Raw genomic sequence first — 21,171 nt, 5'->3', positions numbered from 1 at the left:
ATCCTGCAAACCGCGACGCTGCGTGAAAATAACACCCGCCCTTTGTGAGGAACCATCATTCCGGGGGAACATGGAAAGCTTCTAAAAAGGGGCACAAGATAAGGAGGGGAAAATGAGAGGTTCCTATTTTGTCGCCATTTGCGGGGCATTCGTGTCGCACGCGGCGATCGCACAGACCACAATGTCGCCAGCGCGTCCGCACGGCGAAGCGCCGCAAGACGCGCGGGATGCATCCGGGCAAAGCTTGGGCGATATCATCGTGACCGCGTCACGCCGAAGCGATACGGTTCGGAAAACGCCGATCGCCGTGTCTGCCTATGCGGGACAGAAGTTGGAAGCGGCGCAGACGAAGAGCCTCAACGACCTTGTCGGCCCAAGCCCGAACATACAGATCGGCAATTCCTATAATTCCTCGAACATCACGATCCGCGGTATCGGCAATCAGCAGATCAACGCAGGCCAGGATTCGGGCGTGGCCATTCACGCGGACGGCGCCTACATCGGTCAGCCGTCCTTGACCCTCGCCACCTTCCTCGATCTCGCGCGGGTGGAGATATTGCGCGGTCCGCAGGGCACGCTGTTCGGGCGCAATGCGACGGGCGGCGTGATCAACGTGGTGCCGAACGAGCCGACGGCTGAAACCCATTATGGTGTCGATCTGACGGCGGGGGTCGATCCCGCCCTGTTCCAGCTTTCCGGCTTCATCAACGGTTCGCTCAATGAATCGGGTACTCTGAGCGGTCGGGTCGCGGCCCAGCAAAGCTATAATCGCGGCTATACCCGTAACCTCCTTCCCAATGGGCCGAACCGCCTGGACGATGCCAAGAACCAGTCGGTGCGCGGCCAGATCAAGTGGAAGCCGTCGGACATGTTCGATGCGCGCCTGCTGGTGGAATATGCGAATGACGATTCGAACGGGCCGGCGAGTTTCCTTGAGGGAACACCCGATCCGACCATCCCGCTGCCCTCCATCCTCATCGGCCAGTCGCGCGGCGATGTCGGCAAGCGGGAAGTGTTCGCGAACATCAATTATCGGAAGGTGCATTCCTTCAACACCAACCTCACCCTCAACTGGGCTCTTGGCGGCGGCAATCTGAAAGCGCTCCTGTCCTACGCCGACTCAAAGCTCGTCAATGTGTCGGACGGCGACGGCACGGCCGCGGAGGACACTTATGCCTCCTTCACCAACAAGGCCCGGCAGACCTATGACGAACTGATCTACACCTCGGACAATTCCAAGCCGTTCACCTATCTGCTGGGTGCGAACTATTTTCGGGAACGTCTGGAGCAGGCGATCGAGGTTCCCATTGCCGAGGCGCCGTTGGGTGGCGGCGTCGTCCTCAACGACATAACGGTGTTCGGCGGCGCGGTTCCGCTGATCACGACGTCCTATGCTGCTTTCGGGCGCGCGCAATATGCGTTCACGCCGGACTTCAAACTGTTCGCCGGTTTGCGATACACGCACGACAAGAAATCGATCGTGCAGTACAACAACTTTATCAACGGAGGGACGCTCCAGTCTTCATCGTCGAGCTGGAACAGATTGACCTATGAAATCGGTACGTCCTACGCGTTCAGCCAAACGCTCGACGGCTATTTGAAATATTCGACAGGGTTCAAAGGCGGCGGATATTCCGCCGGTACGCTGGCACCTTCGTTCAGGCCCGAGACGAACGCAAACTATGAAGCCGGGCTGAAGGGCAACTTCTTCAATCGGGCCTTGCAGGCCAACCTTGCGGTCTTTTACATGAAATATGACGATTTGCAGGTGAACCAGATCGTCGGTGTCTCCTCCTCCGTCACCAACGCAGCCAAGGCGACGGTCTATGGCGCGGAGCTGGAAACATCGCTTCGCCTGAACGATGCGCTGCGGATCGAATGGTCCGCCGCCTATCTGAATGCGACCTTCGATGAGTTCCGGACGGCGGATTCTTCCCGGCCCAATAGTTGCGATCCGGGGACGGGAGTCGGTACGGTTCCCTGTTCGCTGGACCTGTCCGGAAACGCGCTGCCCCAGTCGCCGAAATATACCAGCAGCCTGGGCGGTTATTACGATGTTCCGCTGGCGTCGGGGAAGGTCACGCTGGGCGCCCGCTACGACTGGAAATCGCGCGTATATTTCACCGAGTTCAACCTCCCCATCTCCTCGCAGAAGGCGGTGGGCAAGCTCAACCTGTTCCTGAACTATGAGAGTGAAGACGGACGCTTCACGGGCAGCCTCTTCGCCAAGAATGTAACGAACGAGCAGGTGAAGGGTAACGTCATCGTCGTGTCTTCGATCATCGGTTCCCTCGCGCTCGGCCAATATCAGCCGGGGCGTCAACTGGGCATGTCCTTTGGCTATCATTTCTAGTGGAGCGTGAACATTTCGGATTTGTGTGACGGAAGATCCTGGTCGGCTAAGCTGCATGAAGAGCCCATGCCTTGCCGGCCGGGATTTTCGGCGTTCGGCGGAGCGCGACCTTTCGAGTACAGGCCGAGACGTCCTTGGATCGGGATGATGACGGTGCAACATTGCCGGGGTTTTTCATGAATATGCCATCCGCCGACCGGCCTGCCGTGCCGCAGGACGTCATCATCCACTATGACGTGCCGTGCCGGCTCAGCGATGGAACGGTTCTTCGGGCGGATATCGCCCGGCCGGGAGGTGAGGGGCAGTGGCCTGTCATCCTCGCGCGGACGCCCTACGGCAAAGCCGTGGCGCCGGGCTTCACGACAGACCTGACGCACGGCGCCCGGCATGGTTATGTGACGATCATCCAGGATGTGCGGGGGCGGGGGACATCGGACGGCGGAGCGGATTTCCGTCCCTGGGTCGACGAGGGGAGGGACGGCGCGGAAGCGATCGAATGGGCGGCTGCGCTGCCCTATTCCAATGGAAAGGTCCATATGAGCGGGCCTTCCTATCTCGGCTTCGTGCAATGGGCGGCGGCCGCCGAACGCCCGCCTTCGCTCCATGCCATCAATCCGATCGTCCCGGTGGGGCCGTTCAAGCGGTCCTTCATCTATTGCGGCGGCGTTCTCGAACTTGAACTGAACGGTTATTGGTGGACGATGATCGGGCTCGAAGCCATTCTGCGCCGCGAGTGGGACTCTGCGGAAGCCAGGAGCGAGGCGATAGCACGGGCGAGTGCCACGCTCGAAGCCTTGGCGCGGGACCATGGCTACGTCCATCTTCCGCTCAGCGGCTTCGAGCCGGTGGCAAGCAGCGCGCTGGGCGGCCAGCTTTTCGACCTATTGGCGGACGGGAACGATGCCCCATGTATGGCCGCGACGATGCGGGCGAACGATTATGAGGCTATCACCGTTCCGGCGCTGGTCGTGGCTGGGTGGTACGACATATTCATCAGGGGTTCGATCGATCAGTTCGTTGGGATGCGCGCCAGGGGGGGTAGCGATGCGGCGCGGACGAAAAGCCGCTTGATCGTCGGTCCCTGGGCGCATCATCCCCAGGGCAAGATGACCGGCGAACGGATTTCGCCCGGCTCGGCCGCGATCCAGGCGCTCAACCCCTTTGGTCATATGGGGCTGGCCGCCCGTTATTTCACGGCATTGGATGAGGGTGCCGACACGGACGCGCCCGTCAAAATCTGGGTGATGGGCGCGGACAGGTGGCGCGACGAATATGAATGGCCGATCGCGCGGACTCAGGTGTCGCCCTGGTATCTTTCCAGCGGCGGTCGCGCCAATTCCAGCGGAGGGGACGGCACCCTGTCGCCCCGGCCGGGCGCAGGGGGAGTACCCGACAGTTTCATCTACGATCCGGCCGACCCCGTGCCGACGCGCGGCGGCGCCGTGTTTGGCGTGACCTGCGTGCCGGGGGGCAGCGACCAGAATGCGATCGGGACGCGCGATGACATATTGGTCTACAGGTCCGATATCCTGTTGGAGGATATCGAGGTCACCGGCACGCCCTGGGTAGAGTTGTGGATCATGACGGACGTGGTCGACACCGATTTCGTGGCCCGGCTGATCGACGTTCATCCGGACGGGACCGCGCGCCTCATCACCGATGGCATCCTTCGCGCCCGGTATCGCGACGATCCGGAGGGTCTCGCTTCAGCAGCGCCCCTGGAACCCGGCCGGCCTTATCTGCTGCGGATCGAACTTCTGCCGACGAGCAACCTGTTCAAGGCGGGGCACCGATTGCGATTGGACGTCACCAGCAGCTGTTTCCCGCGCTGGGCGCGGAACCTCAATATCTGGGATGAATGGGGCGGCACCTTGGCCGACGCCAAGGTCGCGCATCAGCATGTGCTCCACGACGATGCGCATCCTTCCCGCATTTTGCTGCCGATCATCCCGGCGACGGATTGAGCGACCTCGCCGGCATCGCGCGGCGGCGGCCGCACGATGTTGCTCGCGGTGCCGTCAGAAGACGGCCTTCAGGCGCTCCGTTGCAATGGCTCTCGCCTCGTCGACGATGCGGTCGATCAGGTCCCTGACGGTGGGCACGTCGTCGATCAGCCCCGCCACCATGCCGCAACTCCAGGCTCCTGACTCCACCTCGCCTTCGACCATTACCCTGTGATAGACGCCGGCGACATGCTCGGCGATATGCTCGAACCGCACATCGTCGCCGAGGGCCAGCTCCACGTCGACAATCCGGTCGACGGCAGGATTGCGCAAGACCCGCTCCGTATTGCGCAGGGCGCGCATGATAAGCCGGGTGTCGCGTTCGCCTGCCTGCACGATCGCCTGCTTGACCCGATCATGCACGGGTGCTTCCCGCGTCGCGACGAAGCGGGTGCCCATGTTGATGCCGTCGGCGCCCAGCGCGAGCGCGGCGACGAGCGACCGGCCATCCGCCATGCCGCCGGACGCGATGAACGGAATCGACAATGCCTTCGCAGCGAGAGGCAGCAGGATCAGGCCCGGCACGTCATCCTCGCCCGGATGCCCGCCGCATTCAAAGCCATCGACGCTCACCGCGTCGCAGCCGATGGCCTGTGCCTTCAACGCATGTCGGATCGCGGTGCATTTGTGGATGACCTTCACCCCCGCCGCTTTCAGCATCGGCAGATATTCGACGGGATTGTTGCCGGCCGTTTCCACGACCGGGACGCCCTTGTCCAGGATGACCTGCACATAGCCAGGATAGTCGGGAGCGTTCACGACCGGCAGGAATGTCAGATTGACGCCAAAGGGCTTGTCGGTCATGGCGCGGCAACGATCGATCTCGGCCGCCAGATCGGCGGGCGTCCGCTGCGTCAGCGCGGTGAGTATGCCCATGCCGCCGGCCTCGGACACGGCCGAAGCCAGTTCGGCCTTGCCCACATAGTGCATGCCGCCCTGCATGATGGGATATTGGATACCGAATAATTGGGTGATGCGCGTCTGCATTGTGATGTCCCGGCTTGGTGAATGTGTGAGGCGCCGCCTGGTGCGCAGCGAGAGCGTGGAGGTTTCCGTCACTCCACGGCGTTCTCCTGCTCGATCGAGAGGGCCCGCCGATAGGCCGGGCGCGCCGCGAGCCGTGTGAAATAGTCGACGGCGGGTGGTGGCAGATCGTCGCCCAGGCCAAGGGCGCGTGCGAATTTGATGGCATAGCCCATCGATATGTCCGCCGCGCTGAAGCGATCCCCGCAGGCATAGTCTCGTCCCGCCATCATGCGCATCGCGCCATCGAGCCGTTTGAGGAACCAGCGTCGATAATCCCCCGCGACCTGTGGATTGCGGCGATGCTGCGGTTCCAGCACGGTGTACCGCAGGTAGAGCGTCTGCGGGAAAGTCAGTGTCGCTTCGCCCATGTGGAGGAAGTTCAGATAATCGGGATAGGCAGGATCGACCGGAGCGACGGACAATCCTGCCTCCGGGTTCGTATCCGCCAGATAGTGCACGATCGCCGCGGACTCGCTCATCCCCGTCCCATCCACGATCATGAACGGGATGGTGCCCAACGGGTTTATCTCAAGATATTCACGCGCGCGGAACCGGGGTGGAAAGGGCAGCATGTGCAGCCTGTATTCGAGGTGAAGCTCTTCCAGCATCCAGAGCGCGCGAAACGATCGCGCGCCGTCGCAATGATATAATTCGATCACAACGATTCCTCGTGCCGTTGGCGCGTCGTGCTTCGGCTGGCCATCAGATCAACGCGTCCGCTTCCGCCAACGCTTCGAGCCTGTCCTTCCCGTAGCCAAGTATTTCGGCGAGGACATGGTCGTTGTCGCGGCCATAGGGTGGGGCACAGACCGCGTATCGCGCAGGCGTGCGCGACATCCGGAACGGTGCCGCCTCTATCATGGTCGTCCCGGAGAGGGGGTGGTCGATGCGGATCAGATGCTCGCGACCGCGCATTTGCGGGTCGGCGCCGAGCCCATAGATGGACTGGACCCGATGGGCCGGGATGGCGCGCAGGCACAAACTCTCCTCCAGCCATTCGACATTCTTGTCCTTGGTCCACGTCTCGACGATCTGCTCAAGCGCCTCGACATGGCCGTGGCGCGCTTCCACGGTCGCGAAGCGGTGGTCGGCGGCGAGGGCCGCCCCGCCTATCAACTCCGCGAATGTCCGCCATTGCGCGTCATTTTCCACCGCGATGGCGATCCATTGATCGTCGCCCGCCGCACGGAACACGCCATGGGGCGCCATGGCGGCGTCTCTGTTGCCCATCGCCGCCTGCACCGCGCCTGTCACCGAATGGGCTGCGACCTGTGGCGCCAGGAACTGAACGCCTGCCTCGATCTGCGATATGTCGAGATGGCATCCCTTCCCGGTGCACCGCCGATGATCCAGGGCGGCCAGCAGGGCAGCCAGCCCGAACCGCGGCGCGATGAAATCCGTGTAGGGGCCGTAAGGGCCGACCAGAGGGCCGCCCTGTTCGCCGACGATATGCTGGAAGCCGGAAAGCGCCGCGCCATGGTTCCCATAGCCGGAATAATGCGCATGAGGTCCATCCTGTCCCGAAAGCGACGTGCTGACCATGACCAGTGCGGGGTTCACGTCACGCAACTGGTCATAGGACAGGTTCCATTTGGCCATTTGGCCGGGGGTGAAGGATTCGACGACGACATCGGCCCATTGTGCGAGGTCGCGAACGACCTGGCGCGCCGCAGCCTTGGAGAGATCGAGCGACAGTCCCAGTTTTCCCGCATTGCAGGTTTCGAACAGCCCGGATTGCTGCACGTCATGATCGCCGTTCGGAAACGGTCCCATGACACGGGCGGTTTCCACCCGGCGCGAGGATTCGACCCGGACGACGGTCGCCCCGAAATCGGCCAGGGTGCGGCCGACCAGCGGTCCCGCCACGACCCAGGCAAGATCCAGCACTTTCAGCCCCGCCAGCGGCCCATCACCAGCCTCGCCGAAATCGGGGACCGGCGCGGGAGCCGCCACTTGGCCCGTCCATTGGCGGCGGACTTCCGCGTCGTGCTCGCCCAGCCGGGGCGCCGGGGAAGGCGGGACGAAAGCGTCGGGGCAGCCACGGGCAAAGGCTCCGGGCGTCTTGTAGGGGCCACAGGGGCCCTCGATGGTCTCCATGAAGTCCCGCGCCGCGAATTGCGGGCTGTCGATGAGATCAGCGATGGTCAGGATCGGCGCGATGCGAACGCCGCGGCGGATCGCGACCTCCACCAGTTCATCCTTGCGCCGCGTGTCGAGAAAGGACTGCACCCAGCAGCGGACGGAATCGAGGTCCGCGCTGCCTATCTCCCCGCCGATGATCCGCTCGTGCAGCCCGCTCCAGTCCCAGTTGCTGTAGATCGGGTGATACCAGCCTTCCTCGCGCATCCAGGCCATCAGCTTGTTGGATGCCGGGCCGGCGGCGGGTCCGATGCCCAGGTGCAACTCGGCCATTCCGTCGGACAGCGGCCATTTGGACTTTCGCGTCACCGATCCGCTGCCGCTAAGGTCCAGTACGGGTTCGCCGCCGGGTCTTGGGCGCGGCACGAAGTCGTCATGCCCCACGCCCTCCGCCAGCACCGCGCCGAGCGTGCATTGTGGAAGGGTCTGCACAACGGCCAGATCGACATGCTGGCCCATTCCGCTCCTGACCCGGTCGGCGAGCGCGATCAGGGCGGCGCCCACGGCCGTCGCCCCGGCGTGCAGATAGGATTGCGGAACGCTGATGCGAAGCGGCCGGTCGTCATGGCTGCGCGTCAGCCACATGGGACCGCCCGCGGCCCAAAGGGTGATGTCGCTGTCCGGCCAGTCGTGCTTTGGTCCTTCCAGTCCGAACGGGGTGATCGAGATATGGATGAGGCGCGGATAGCGCTCCGCCAGCGCGCGGGGATCGAGCCAGGAGGGGCGACCTCCGGCCGGCGTGGCGGACTCGATCAGGATATCGCATGATTGCAGGAGCTGGTCCCACAGTGCGGGCTCCGCACCGGGATCTGCGACGATCGATCGCTTGCCGGCAGCATAGGCCGCCCAGAATAGCGAATTCTCCCCGGACGGCCAGCTATCTGCGAAGGGGGGAAGCCGACGCGCGGGGTTGCCGCCCTGAGGTTCCAGTTGCACGACGTCCGCGCCCATCTGCGCGAACATATGGCCGGCCAACAGGCCGCGATGATCGCACAGGTCGAGCACTTTGTAGGGCTTCAGAAACCCTTCGCCATATCGGGTCATGCCATATTATGTCCGACGTCAAAGGATGAAGGCTGCAAGAGCATCAGATGAGGGGGACATTCGCGAAGTGTTTCAGCCCCGCGACCTCCATCTGGTGCTGCTCCGGCCCGGATGCGGGCACATGATCGCCGTCGCGGTCGCCGATCCTGTCCATATGCGAAAGGACAGCGGCTGCGATATCCTGCTCGCCGTTGAGATAGGTGCCCCTGGTCATGGTGACATGGGCCTGGGCAAAGCGGCCGGCACCGGCAAGGATGATCGCGCGGGTCGGCGCCTCTTGCGCGCACAGCGCGACCACGGCGGGAGCCACCATGCCGCTTCCGAGACGAGCAAGGTCGCCGCTGTCGTAAAGGCCGCTGGTCATGCCCGTCGCGGCGCTGGGGGCCAGGCAATTGACATGAATGCCATGGCGTTTTCCCTCGATCGCCAATGTCTGCATCAGGCCGACCAGCCCCATCTTGGCCGCGCTGTAATTGGCCTGACCGAAATTCCCGTATAGTCCTGACGAAGAGGTGGTGAAGACGATCCGGCCATATTGCCGTTCCCGCATCAGGTTCCACACGGCGTGCGTACAGTGGACCGATCCCATAAGGTTCACGTCGATCACGGCGCGGAAATCTTCGATCGTCGATTTCGCGAAGGTCCGGTCGCGCAGGATGCCCGCATTGTTCACGAGGATGTCGATCCGTCCATAGCGGGTCATGACGCTATCGATCATCGCGTTCACGGAGTCCGGGTCGGCGACGTTGGCAGGGCACGCCATCGCCTGTCCACCCGATCCCACAATCTCCTGTGCAACGCTTTGCGCATCCTCACATGACAGATCGTTCACCGCGACAATGGCGCCGTGCCGGGCCAACGCGAGGGCGTGGGCGCGCCCCAGCCCTTGTCCCGCGCCCGTGACAAGAGCGACGCGAGGGGAGAGGGAAATGCGGGAGGCTGTCATGGATCATCCTTTGCAATGACTATGCCCGCCGGTTGCGGCGGCGGCATGGGGGCGACGAAACCCCTTCACAGGGGCGCAACGTCGGCATGAAGGCGGATAAGGGGTTTGCCGGTGAAACCTCCGGCGAAAAGATCCTGGATGGCGTTCGGTACGCTTCCCAGGCCCGTGCGGACTTCCTGCCATGGGCGAACCGTCCCGTTCGCGATCCACGCCGCCATCCGTTCGCGGAATGCGACGAGAAGGTCGGCGCGGTCGGAATAGGGCAGAAAGCCTTCGATCCGGATCCGTTGCGTCACGATCCGGTTGAGGTGGCGCATCGTCTCGGCGACCTGGTCCTGGTTATAGCTGCCGATCATGCCACTGATCGCGAACCTTGCTCGCGGGTTTGCGTTGGCAAGCGCAGCGTCAAGATGATCGCCTCCGACATTGTCCAGATAGGCATCGATGCCCTGGGGCGCGGCCGCCGTCAGCTTCTCGTCCAGCGATCCGGGTGATTTATAGTCAATGACGGCGTCTGCCCCGATGTTCCTGAGAAGCGCGCATTTGTCGCTGCCGCCGGCGGAGGCGATGACCTTCAGGCCGATGGCCTTGCCGATCTGCACGGCCGTGCTGCCGACTGCACCCGCCGCGCCGGACACGAAAAGGGTTTCGCCCGGCTCCGCCTTGCAGATTTCCAGCAACCCGAAATAGGCGACGAAGCCCGTCGATCCCATGGCGTTCAGATAATCTTCGGGCGAACCGATCGAAGGCAGCTTTTCGAACGCGGCCGAAGGTCCTTGCCCGAAGTCGCGCATGCCGAATTGGTGAAGGGTCATGTCCCCCGGCTTGAAGTCGGGGGCGCGCGAAGCGATGACTTCGCCCACCGCCCATCCCGGTATCGGGGCGCCCAACGCATAAGGCGGAAGATATCCGCGCGTTTGCGCGGACATCCGCACCCGCATGGCCGGGCCGACCGTGAGCCAATCGTTGCGAACCCTGACTTCCCCATCGGCGAGCGGCGCGTCCTCAAAGTCGCGTAGCTCGAAAAGATCGCGGGTCGGCAACCCTTCCGGTCGCGCGATCAGCGTCCACGCCTGAAATTTACTGCTCATTATAGGGCTTCTCCAACGGTTCGCCTCAGGACATCTTCTGCATCAGGCGTCCATCGCGACGATGACTTTTCCGACAGCGGATCGGCTCGCCAGCCTGGCGATCGCCTCGCCTCCCCGGGCAAGGGGGAAGACCCGATCCACTCTTGGCCTGATCCGGCCGGCGCTCCACCAGTCGATCAAGCGCATGACGTTGCGCCGGTTATGGTCGGGCGCGCGCTGGGCGAAACCTCCCCAGAAAATGCCGCGAATATCGCAGGACTTGAGAAGCGGCAGATTTAGGGGAATTCTGGGGATGCCGGCGGGGAAGCCGACGACCAGATAGCGGCCTTCCCATGCGACGCAGCGAAGTGCCGGTTCGGCATAATCGCCGCCGACCGGATCATAAATGACATGCGCGCCTTCCGGCCCCGCCAAATCCTTGAATGCCTGTCCCAACGCGCGCGCCTGATCCCTGTCGAACGGCGCCCGATCGTAGACCATGGCATCATCCGCTCCGGCGGCGAGGGCGACCTTGGCTTTCTCCTCGCTGGATACCGCGGCCACGACGCGAGCGCCCATGACCTTCCCGACTTCGATCGCCGCAAGGCCGACGCCGCCGGCCGCTCCGAGGACCAGCAAGGTCTCGCCCTCTTTCAGGTCGCCGCGATCCGCCAGGGCATGTATGGTGGTGGCGTAGGTGAGCAGAAGCCCGGCGGCTTCTACTGGATCCCGTCCTTCGGGAATCCTGAACGCGTCCTTGGCATCGCAAACCGCATATTCGGCAAGACCCCCGCTGGATTGGGATAAGGTGGCGATGAGGCTGTCGCCTTGCCGCCATCCCTCCACGCCAGCCCCGACCGCATCCACCGTTCCCGAAACCTCGACGCCCGGCGCGAAGGGGCGTGGCGGCTGGAACTGATATTTGTCCTGGATGACCAGCACGTCGGGATAATTGATCCCACATGCCAGCACGCGCACGCGCAACTGGCCGGGACCGGGATCAGGGATGGGGACTTCCGACAGCCTCAATGTTTCGGGGCCACCGGGCTCCACGGAAAGCAGGGCCTTCATCACAGTATCTCGAACAGCCCTGCCGCGCCCATGCCGCCGCCGACGCACATGGTGACGACGACATAGCGAACCCCCCGCCGCCGTCCCTCGATCAGGGCATGGGCCACCAGCCGGGTTCCCGACATGCCATAGGGATGCCCGATGGAGATCGCACCGCCATTCACGTTCAGGCGATCGTCGGGAATGCCCAGCCTGTCCTGGCAGTATAGCACCTGGACCGCGAAGGCTTCGTTCAATTCCCACAGGCCGATATCGTCCATGGTCAGGCCGAAGCGCTGGAGAAGCTTCGGTATCGCGAACACGGGACCGATGCCCATCTCGTCGGGCTCCGTGCCGGCGACCGCCATGCCCAGATAGCGGCCCAGCGGACGCAGGCCACGCTCGGCGGCGAGCCCGGCGTCCATCACCACGACGGCGGCCGCGCCGTCGGACAATTGGCTGGCATTGCCCGCCGTGATCGTGCCGCCTTCGACCACGGTCCTGAGCGCGGCCAGACCTTCGGCGGTGGTTTCGGGCCGTGCACCCTCGTCCTGGGTCAGCGTGACGTGCTTCGACGATTGTTCGCCGGTGGCCTTGTCGCGGACCGTCATGGTCGCTTCGACCGGGACGATCTCCTCGTCGAACGCGCCTTCCTTCTGGGCCGCAGCCGTGCGTTGCTGCGAACGCAGGGCATAGGCATCCTGACGCTCGCGGCCGATGCCGTAGCGCGACGCGACGGTTTCGGCGGTCTGGAGCATCGGCATGAACATGGCGGGCACCATCGCCACCAGTTCGGGATCCTCGTCGATCCGGAGCGCCTCCGTCTGCACCAGCGAGATGGATTCCACCCCGCCCGCGACGACCACCTTCATCCGGTCGACGATGATCTGCTTGGCGGCGGTCGCGATCGTCATCAGGCCGGACGCGCATTGCCGGTCGATCGACATGCCCGCGACGCTGACGGGCAGACCGGCCCGCATCGCCGCCGTTCGCCCGATCGTGGACTGATATCCCTGCTGCATCGAAGCGCCCATCAGCACGTCGTCGACTTCCGCTGGATCAATGCCCGCGCGGGACACCGCGGCCCGGATCGCGTGGGCGGCGAGCGTGGGGGAGGGGGTCGCGTTGAACGCCCCACGATAGGCGCGCCCGATCGGCGTGCGTGCTGCCGACACGATAACGGCGTCTTGCATCATAATTCTCCTCGGCAGACCTTCAGGTCATATGAAATATTGGGTGATCCACCGCGCCACGATGGCGGGTTTTTCCTCGCCTTCCACTTCGACGCGGATATCCAGCGACTGTTCAAATTGTCCCGGCGACTTTTCCCTGACGCTCGCAAGGGTGGAGGCGGCGCGTATGCGGCTTCCCGCCCGCACCGGCGCAACGAACCGGATGCGGTCGAAGCCGTAATTCACCCCCATCTGCACATCGGGGCATCGCGCCTCGGCAATTTTCTGCTCCAGATGGGCCAGCAGGGACAGAATCAGAAAACCATGCGCTATCGTGCCGCCGAAGCGGGTTTCGCGCGCGCGGATGGGATCGACATGGATATATTGTCGATCCATCGTTACGTCGGAGAAACGATCTATCATAGCCTGATCGACCGTCAGCCAGTCCGAATGGCGGGTGACGCCCAGTTCGGCCTGCAAGCGTGCCAGCGTCTCGCTCACCCGGCCTGTTTCCCGTCGAGCGTCAGCCCATTGCGTGCCGCCTCCACCAATCTCGGGGACAGGGAGAAGTCATCGCCCAGCCGGTCGGCGTGGCGTTCGAGCGCGGACACGACATGGCTGAGCCCCGTCTGTTGCGCCCAGAACATCGGCCCGCCCGTATGGCGCGGCCAGCCATAGCCGTAGATCCAGACGATATCGATGTCGGACGCGCGCTGGGCGATGCCCTCGCTCAGGATCTTGGCGCCTTCATTCACCATCACATGCATCGTGCGCACCATGATTTCCTTGTCGGATATGGCGCGTGGGGTGATGCCCGCCCTCGATCGATACTCATCGATGATAGCATTCGCCGCAGGGGAGGGGGACGGGCGCCTTTTCCCGTCATAATCGTAGAAGCCGCCGCCCGCCTTCTGGCCCCAGCGGCCAACGGCGTTCAGCGCATCGCGCAGGCTTTCGATACGCGTCGGGTCGCGGTGCCAGCCGATATCCACGCCGGCGAGGTCGATCATCTGCAACGGGCCCATCGGCATCCCGAACGCGACCGAGACGCGGTCGATCTGTTCGGGCGTCGCCCCCTCCAGCAACATGTCCATCGCGCCTTCGAGGCGGGGGTCGAGTATCCGGTTGCCGATGAAGCCGAAGCATACACCCGAGACGACGGGGACCTTGCCGATCTTGCGCGCGACGGACATGCCGGTGGCCAGCACATCGGGCGCGGTCTGCGCGCCGCGCACCACTTCGACCAGCTTCATGATATTGGCCGGCGAGAAGAAATGCAGGCCCAGCACGTCCTGCGGGCGAGTGGTGGCTTGCGCGATCTCGTCGATCGAGAGATAGGAGGTGTTCGACGCGAGAATGGCACCTGGCCTCGCAATTCCGTCAAGCCGGGCGAATATTTCCTTTTTCACGTCCATATTCTCGTACACGGCTTCAATGACGAGATCGCAGTCCGCGAGGGCATCGAAATCGAGCGTAGGGGTGAGCAGGGCCATGGCGGCCTCGACCTGCGCGTTCGTCATCCGACCCTTGGCAGCGGTCGCCTCGTAATTTTGCCGGATGAGACCGGTGCCGCGATCCAGCGCCTCTTGCGCCATCTCGACGATGGTAACGGGGATGCCTGCGGACAGGAAATTCATCGATATGCCGCCGCCCATCGTGCCGGCGCCGATCACCCCGACCTTTCCGACCGGGCGCAGGGCGACATCCTTCGGCAGGTCGTCGATCTTGGCGGCGGTGCGTTCGGCGAAGAAGGCATGGCGCAGCGCGCGGGACTGGGCGCCGTCCATCAGCTCATGGAACAGGGCGCGTTCCCTTTCCTGACCCGCGGCAAGCGGCAGCGTCGTTGCCGCCCTGACGGCTTCGATACAGGCGCGGGGGGCGTCCAGTCCGTTGATCTTGCGGCCATTATGTTCGACGAACCGATCGAACTCGTCGGCTTCGAATGCGACCGTCCTTTCGCCGGTCGTGCGCGGTTCCTTCAGCGTCGCGGCGAAGGCCACGGCTTCTTCCAGAAGATCATCCTCCGCCACGATCCGGTCGATCAGGCCCAGTTCCTGCGCCTTGCTGCCCGAAATGGGCGTACCGGAAACGATCATGTCCAGCGCGGCGGAAACGCCGATCAGACGGGGAAGACGCTGCGTGCCACCGGCCCCGGGCAACAGGCCCAGCGCCACCTCCGGCAGACCCAGCTTCGCGCTGGCGGTGGCGATCCGATAATGGGCGCCCAGCGCGACTTCCAGACCGCCGCCCAGCGCCGACCCGTGAATCGCCGCGACGACCGGCTTGGCGCTGGCCTCGATCGCGTCGATCACGGTGGACAGTCCCGGCTCCGCCAGGGGTTTGCCAAATTCCGTGATGTCGGCCCCCGCGCAGAACATGCGTCCGCCGCCATGGATGAGGATGGCGGACACGCCATCGTCCTTCTGTGCCGCCTCTATCGCCTGATGGATTCCGCGCCGGACCGCTTCCGACAGCGCGTTGACGGGTGGGTTGGCGATCTGGATGCTCAGAACCGGGCCGTGGCGATGGGTTTCGATCATGGTCTCTCTTTTCCAATAAGGTCTTCGTCCCGAGTCATGCGGGTCACGCGACGGGTCCGATCGTCATGCCGCCATCGACGATGATCGACTGGCCGGTCACATAGGAGGAGGCGTCCGACGCCAGGAACAGGGCTGCGCCCGCCATTTCTTCCGGCTCGCCGATGCGGCGCAGCGGGATCTGGCGGCTGAAGGCCTGCTCGGCCGCCGGATCCTCCCACAGCGCCCGCGCGAAATCGGTGCGCGTCACACCCGGCGATATGGCGTTGACCCGGACCCTGTGCGGCCCGAATTCGACCGCGAGGTTGCGCACCATCTGCAGGTCCGCCGCCTTCGACATATGGTAGGTGCCGATCACGTCCGATCCGATATAGGCGCCGATCGAAGAGACGATCACGATGCTGCCCGACCGCCGCTCCACCATCCCCGGCGCCACCAGTTGCACCAGCCAGTGGTTGGACATGATGTTGTTTTCCAGGATCTTGCGGAACTGGTCGTCGCTGATGCCCAGCGTCGGCCCATAATAGGGGTTGGACGCCGCGTTGCAGAACAGGATGTCGACCGGGCCGAGCCTGTTTTCCGTGGTCTTGACCAGCGCCTCCAACGCCGCCTTGCTGGAGATATTGGCTTCGACGGCCAGCGCGCGCGCTTCGCCGCAGCGCGCGTTGATGGCGGCCGCTGCCTCCTCGCATGCCGCCTGCTTGCGGCTGGAGATGACGACGCGGGCGCCCGCGTCCGCCAGCGCCTCCGCAATGGCGCGGCCGATCCCGCGCGACGAGCCTGTTACGATGGTGACCTTGCCATTGAGATCGAAGAGCTTGCGCATTGCCTGTTCCTGCCTTTGTCCTGATGCGTCAGCTTCGTGCCGGGCCGATCGCCATGCCGCCGTCGATGATCATCGACTGGCCGGTCATGAAGGCGCTGGCATCGGCTGCCAGGAACACGGCCGCGCCCGCCATGTCGGTGGCTTCGCCGACGCGGTTCAGAGGGGTGCGCTTGAGCAGCATTTCCTCGCCATGGGGGTCTTCCCACAGCCGCTTGGCGAAATCCGTCCTGGTTATGCCGGGTGAGACGGCGTTGACCCTGATGCTGTGCCGGCCCAGTTCGACGGCAAGGTTGCGGACCAGTTGCAGGTCGGCGGCCTTCGACAGATGATAGGTGCCGATCGTGCCGGAGCCGAGATAGGCACCGAGCGACGCCACGACCACGATCGACCCTGCCTTGCGTTCGATCATTCCGGGCGCGACCTGCTGCACGAGCCAATGGGTCGACAGGATGTTGCTGTTGATGATCTTGTGGAATTCCTCGTCCGGGATTTCCAGCGTCGGGCCATAATGCGAACTGACCGCCGCATTGCACACAAGGACATCGACGGGGCCGAGGCGCTTTTCGGTTTCCGCGACAAGCGCGCGCACATCCTCCTTCACTGCGATGTCGGCAGGGATCGACACGGCGCGATCCTCCCCCAGCCGGGCGTTGATGCCGTCCGCCACCGTGTCGCACGCCGCCTGCGTGCGGCTGGAGATGACGACCCGCGCGCCCGCATCGGCGATCGCTTCCGCAATGGCGCGGCCGATGCCGCGCGATGACCCGGTCACGATGGCGACCTTGCCGCTGAGGTCGAAAAGCTTGCTCATGATTGACTCCGGCTGTTCATAGGTTGGGTGCTCCCGCGATCCGTGCCTGTTCCCAGCCGAGGCGGGCCATCGGTACGAGTTTTGCGGCCGATCTTTCCGCCTCCAGGCTGGAGGCGGTTCCGTCGATGATGCGCTTGCGGATGCCCTGGACGATGCCGACGATCCGGAAGAGGTTGAAGGCGAAGTACCAGTGCGGGTTCGCGACGCGCGGACGCTCGCTCAACGCGCAATAAAGGTCGGTGATGTCCTCCAGCGACGGGATGCCCAGCGGGGCCAGATCCACCTCGCCCAGCGCCGCCAGACCGTCGGCGGGCATGATCCAGTGGACCGCGAAATAGCTGAAATCGGCGAGGGGATCGCCGATCGTGCTCAGTTCCCAATCGATGACCGAAGCGACCTTCCCCCCGGACGGATCGAAAATGAGATTGTCCAGCCTGTAGTCGCCATGAATGATCGTCGCCGACGACTGCTCCGGCACCGTACGCGAAAGCCAATCCATCAACTTCTCGACTTCCGGCACGTCCTCCGTCTGCGCCGCGCGATATTGCCGGCTCCAGCGCGCCACCTGCCGCCCGAAATAATTGCCGGGTCGGCCATAATCGGTCAAGCCCACCTGAGCGGGATCGAAGCGATGGAGCCGCGCGAGAGTTGCGACCATCTGCTCATATATCTCGCGCCGCTCCGTTGGTTCATGATCGGGCAGCTTTCCATCCCAGAACGTCCGCCCATCGACCCGCTCCATGACGTAGAAGGCCGATCCGATCACCGTTTCGTCCTCGCACAGCGCGATCGGTCGTGGCACCGGAAAGCCCTCCGGATGCAGCGCGCTCAGCAGGCGATATTCGCGATCCACGGCATGAGCGGAGGCGAGCAGGGTGCCTGCGGGCTTGCGACGAAGCACGTAGCGCTTCGTCGCCGTGTCGAGCGCGAAGGTGGGGTTGGACTGGCCACCCGAAAACTTGTCGAGCGTGATCGGCCCCGCGAACCCAGCGACATGCGTGCCCATCCACGTCGCCAACCTGTCCAGGTCGATGGCGGTTCCGACGGCCGCCGGTTCCGATATCGCGTTCATGTCGAACGGCCGTTGCGACGCAAACGGGTGCGCGTGGACATCATCAGCGGGAGACCCCGATCGTGCCGCTGGTGGGGCCGTCGGCCCTGACCTCCCTGAACTTCCCGAACTCCGCTCGCGCGATCGCCCGCGCATGGACCTCGTCCGGTCCGTCGGCCAGACGCAGCGTCCGCGTATTGGCCCAGTCGAAGGCCAGGTCGAAATCGTCGCACACGCCCGCGCCGCCATGCGCCTGAATGGCGTCGTCGAGGATCTGGCACGCGATGGTGGGGGCCTGGACCTTCAGCATCGCGATTTCGGTCTGCGCGCTCTTGTTGCCGGCGCGGTCCATCATGTCCGCCGCCTTCAGGCAGAGCAGCCGGGTCATTTCGATGTCGATGCGCGCGCGCGCGATCCGCTGTTCCCACACCGAATGGCTGGCGATCGGCTTGCCGAACGCCTGGCGGGAAAGCAGCCGCCGGGTCATGGCTTCCAGCGCATTCTCCGCGACGCCGATGGTGCGCATGCAATGGTGGATGCGGCCCGGTCCCAGCCGCCCCTGGGCAATTTCGAACCCGCGCCCTTCCCCCAGCAGCATGTTGGCCGCGGGAACCCGCACATTCTCCAGCACGACTTCGCCATGTCCATGCGGGGCATGGTCATAGCCATAGACGTTCAGCATCCGCTTGATGTGGACGCCCGGCGCATCCATCGGCACCAGGATCATGCTCTGCTGGCGATGGCGCTCCGCGTTCGGATCGGTCTTTCCCATGACCACCGCGACCTTGCAGCGCGGATCGCCGGTGCCGGTCGACCACCATTTGCGGCCATTGATGACATAATGGTCGCCATCGCGTCGGATCGACGTCTGGATGTTGGTGGCATCCGAACTGGCGACATCGGGCTCTGTCATCAGGAAGGCGGAGCGGATCTCGCCATTCATGAGCGGGCGAAGCCATTGCTCCTTCTGGTCGATCGTGCCGTAGCGATGGAGCACCTCCATATTGCCGGTATCGGGGGCCGAGCAGTTGAACACCTCCGATCCCCAGAAGACCCGCCCCATCTCTTCCGCGCACAAGGCATATTCGAGATTGGTCAGTTGCTCGCCCTCGAACACGAAGCTGCTATCGACATGCTCCTGACCCGAGTGGGGGGGCATGAACAGGTTCCACAGGCCCGCTCGACGGGCTAGCGGCTTGAGTTCCTCGATGACCTCGATGACCTTCCATCTCGGCTCGGTCGCCACCTCGGCCGCATAGTCGGCAAGGCGCGGCCTGACATTGGTCTCTATGAAGGCGCGGACACGATCGCGAAATGACGACTGCCGGGCGGTGAGTGAGAAATCCATTATATATCCCTTGGTGTTCTGGCGTGATGGTCCGGATTCAGTCTTGCAGGGTCTCGGCCAGCAAGAGCAGGCGGACCTCGTTCTTCAGGACCTTGCCGTTCGCGTTTCGTGGCAGCGGTCCGTCGTGAAATCGGATGACGATCGGAATCTTGAACGCGGCCAGGCGCTGGCGCAGCCACAGTTTCAGCTCTTCCTCTGCGGGGGTATGCCCGTCCGCGATCTGGACCATAGCGGCGGGTTCCTCGCCCAGCCGGTCATGGGGCAGCGCCACGACCGCCGCGTCCGTCACGGCGGGGTGGCTGAACAGCGCGTTTTCCACCTCTACGGCGTAGATATTCTCGCCGCCTCGGATGATGACATCCTTGCTGCGGCCGACGATGGTGCAAAATCCCTCCTCGTCCAGCCGGGCGAGGTCTCCCGTATGCAGCCAGCCGTCGCCGAAGGTCGCCTCTGTGGCTTCGGGGTTCCGCCAATATCCCATGACGATCTGCGGTCCCCGCACGCGCAGTTCCCCGATCTCGCCGATCGGGACGTCCTGGCCCGCCTCATCCGTGACGCGCAGCTCGTCCACCGGCAGCGGCGGTCCGCAACTGTCGGGCCGGTTCAGATAGTCTTCCGCGCTATGCCCGGTGATCGTGCCCGACGTTTCCGTCATGCCCCAGCCATTATAAGGTATGGCCGCCAGTTCGCGCTGGATCAGAACGGGCAGGTCCGGGGCGGCGGGTGCGCCGCCATAGGGAACATAGTCGAGCGAACTCAGATCATATCGGCTTCGATCGGGGCTGTCGATCAACTGCCAGGCGATCGTCGGAACGCCGCCGGCCGATGTGATGCGCTCCCGCTCGATGAGGGACATGGCTTCCACCGGATTCCATTTGTGCATCAGCACGATCTTGCCGCCGCAGGCCAGGGCGGACATCAGCAGCGATGCGCAGCCGGTGACATGGAACAGCGGAATGGTCATCAGCGTGACCGATGGCGGAAGCTCGCGAGCCGGCTCGCCTCGGCGCAAGGCGCCGCGCTGGGCGATGAAATCGCCTGCAAGCAGGCCCGAAAGCATGTTGCGATGAGTGCCCAGCGCGCCCTTCGGCCGGCCAGTCGTGCCGCTGGTGTAGAAGATGGTCAGCGGATCGTCGGGCGCCATCGCCACAGCGGGCAGCGGCCGAACGGGCAACGAGCCATAGCCGGCGGGCAAGCCTATGACGCTTTCCAGCGATGCGACGTCCAGGCGGGACGAGCGCGAAACGATCACCTTCATGCGATCGGTGAACGCCGGGTCCCCTGCTGTCAGGCGCTCCAGCCGTTCCTCATCGCAGAGGAGCAGCGTGGAACCCGACTGGTCGAGCGCGTAGCGAAGCTCGTCACCCGTCCACCACGCATTGAGCGGGACGACGATCGCGCCACACAGGCCTGCCGCGAACAATGCCACCGGCCATTCGGGCAGGTTCCGCATCGCAAGCGCGACGCGATCGCCCTGCCGCACGCCCTGCCGCACCAGATGATCCGCCAGCTTGGCGACTGCCCGGAACCAGCCGTCATAAGTGATGCGCTCGTCATTGAAGACCAGGAATTCCCGCTCGCCATGTTCGGCCTGCACCTCCCTCGCCAGTTCCGCAATGGTGGCGGGCAGGCGCGCCCATGTCCGCAGTTCGCGACCATTGATAAGCGCCGTGCCGATTTCAAAGCGGGAGCCGGGAACGCAGAGTTGTGCTTCTGCGTCCTTGAGTGACATTACCGGCCAGGATTGCATCATTCTCCGTTCCTCTGATGGTCGGTCGACATCGGTCTGGGTCAT

Annotated in this window: 16 protein-coding genes; 2 read left to right on the top strand and 14 right to left on the bottom strand. The window is 64.1% G+C overall.

All coding sequences use genetic code 11. The annotated features are described in order from the left end of the window. Positions 1-112 precede the first annotated feature (112 nt). Both YP76_RS14320 and YP76_RS14315 read left to right on the top strand, forming a co-directional pair. A complete protein-coding gene (locus YP76_RS14320; RefSeq protein ID WP_046764284.1) occupies positions 113-2,353 on the top strand; it encodes a TonB-dependent receptor in 2,241 nt (746 codons plus the stop codon). A 176-nt stretch (positions 2,354-2,529) separates the two neighbouring features. Continuing rightward, the gene (locus YP76_RS14315) at positions 2,530-4,317 is read left to right on the top strand and encodes a CocE/NonD family hydrolase (RefSeq protein WP_052757441.1); all 1,788 of its coding nucleotides are present in this window, start codon (positions 2,530-2,532) and stop codon (positions 4,315-4,317) included. A 54-nt stretch (positions 4,318-4,371) separates the two neighbouring features. On the opposite strand, the gene YP76_RS14310 is transcribed toward YP76_RS14315, so the two are convergent. The 14 genes from YP76_RS14310 to YP76_RS14245 form a co-directional block, all read right to left on the bottom strand. Beyond that, on the bottom strand, positions 4,372-5,343 hold the full coding sequence (locus YP76_RS14310; RefSeq protein ID WP_046764283.1) for an NAD(P)H-dependent flavin oxidoreductase: 972 nt from the start codon (positions 5,341-5,343) through the stop codon (positions 4,372-4,374). Between the two features lie 68 nt (positions 5,344-5,411). Continuing rightward, positions 5,412-6,041, bottom strand: a complete 630-nt coding sequence (locus YP76_RS14305; RefSeq protein ID WP_046764282.1) for a glutathione S-transferase family protein — start codon at positions 6,039-6,041, stop codon at positions 5,412-5,414. Between the two features lie 43 nt (positions 6,042-6,084). After that, a complete protein-coding gene (locus tag YP76_RS27025; RefSeq protein WP_084733176.1) occupies positions 6,085-8,565 on the bottom strand; it encodes a CaiB/BaiF CoA-transferase family protein in 2,481 nt (826 codons plus the stop codon). Between the two features lie 43 nt (positions 8,566-8,608). Next, positions 8,609-9,511: an SDR family NAD(P)-dependent oxidoreductase gene (locus tag YP76_RS14295; protein WP_046764281.1), complete on the bottom strand. Its 903-nt coding sequence runs from the start codon at positions 9,509-9,511 to the stop codon at positions 8,609-8,611. A 65-nt stretch (positions 9,512-9,576) separates the two neighbouring features. Then, positions 9,577-10,602 carry an NADP-dependent oxidoreductase gene (locus YP76_RS14290; RefSeq protein ID WP_084733175.1) on the bottom strand — a complete coding sequence of 342 codons (1,026 nt, stop codon included), beginning with the start codon at positions 10,600-10,602 and terminating at the stop codon, positions 9,577-9,579. A 42-nt stretch (positions 10,603-10,644) separates the two neighbouring features. After that, positions 10,645-11,652, bottom strand: coding sequence for an NADPH:quinone oxidoreductase family protein (locus tag YP76_RS14285; protein ID WP_046764280.1), 1,008 nt, complete (start codon positions 11,650-11,652; stop codon positions 10,645-10,647). Then, complete coding sequence (locus YP76_RS14280; RefSeq protein ID WP_046764279.1) at positions 11,652-12,824, bottom strand: acetyl-CoA C-acyltransferase; 1,173 nt, start codon at positions 12,822-12,824, stop codon at positions 11,652-11,654. The genes YP76_RS14285 and YP76_RS14280 overlap by 1 nt, the downstream gene beginning before the upstream one ends. A 27-nt stretch (positions 12,825-12,851) precedes the next feature. Beyond that, positions 12,852-13,304: a MaoC family dehydratase gene (locus YP76_RS14275; RefSeq protein WP_046764278.1), complete on the bottom strand. Its 453-nt coding sequence runs from the start codon at positions 13,302-13,304 to the stop codon at positions 12,852-12,854. Then, a complete protein-coding gene (locus tag YP76_RS14270; protein ID WP_046764277.1) occupies positions 13,301-15,343 on the bottom strand; it encodes a 3-hydroxyacyl-CoA dehydrogenase NAD-binding domain-containing protein in 2,043 nt (680 codons plus the stop codon). Before YP76_RS14270 ends, YP76_RS14275 begins: the two co-directional genes overlap by 4 nt. A 43-nt stretch (positions 15,344-15,386) precedes the next feature. Then, positions 15,387-16,166 carry an SDR family NAD(P)-dependent oxidoreductase gene (locus YP76_RS14265; protein WP_046764276.1) on the bottom strand — a complete coding sequence of 260 codons (780 nt, stop codon included), beginning with the start codon at positions 16,164-16,166 and terminating at the stop codon, positions 15,387-15,389. A 28-nt stretch (positions 16,167-16,194) separates the two neighbouring features. Continuing rightward, positions 16,195-16,977, bottom strand: coding sequence for an SDR family NAD(P)-dependent oxidoreductase (locus tag YP76_RS14260; RefSeq protein WP_046764275.1), 783 nt, complete (start codon positions 16,975-16,977; stop codon positions 16,195-16,197). A gap of 16 nt (positions 16,978-16,993) precedes the next feature. Next, complete coding sequence (locus YP76_RS14255; RefSeq protein ID WP_046764274.1) at positions 16,994-18,049, bottom strand: phosphotransferase family protein; 1,056 nt, start codon at positions 18,047-18,049, stop codon at positions 16,994-16,996. Between the two features lie 43 nt (positions 18,050-18,092). Continuing rightward, positions 18,093-19,376: an acyl-CoA dehydrogenase family protein gene (locus tag YP76_RS14250; RefSeq protein WP_046764273.1), complete on the bottom strand. Its 1,284-nt coding sequence runs from the start codon at positions 19,374-19,376 to the stop codon at positions 18,093-18,095. Positions 19,377-19,413: 37 nt separating this feature from the next. Continuing rightward, the gene (locus tag YP76_RS14245; RefSeq protein ID WP_232307558.1) at positions 19,414-21,129 is read right to left on the bottom strand and encodes a class I adenylate-forming enzyme family protein; all 1,716 of its coding nucleotides are present in this window, start codon (positions 21,127-21,129) and stop codon (positions 19,414-19,416) included. Positions 21,130-21,171 lie beyond the last annotated feature (42 nt).

The sequence above is a fragment of the Sphingobium chungbukense genome, from assembly GCF_001005725.1.
GTDB lineage: Bacteria > Pseudomonadota > Alphaproteobacteria > Sphingomonadales > Sphingomonadaceae > Sphingobium > Sphingobium chungbukense.
The sequence above is the reverse complement of the archived record's forward strand: the minus strand, read 5'-3'. Positions and strand labels throughout refer to the sequence as shown.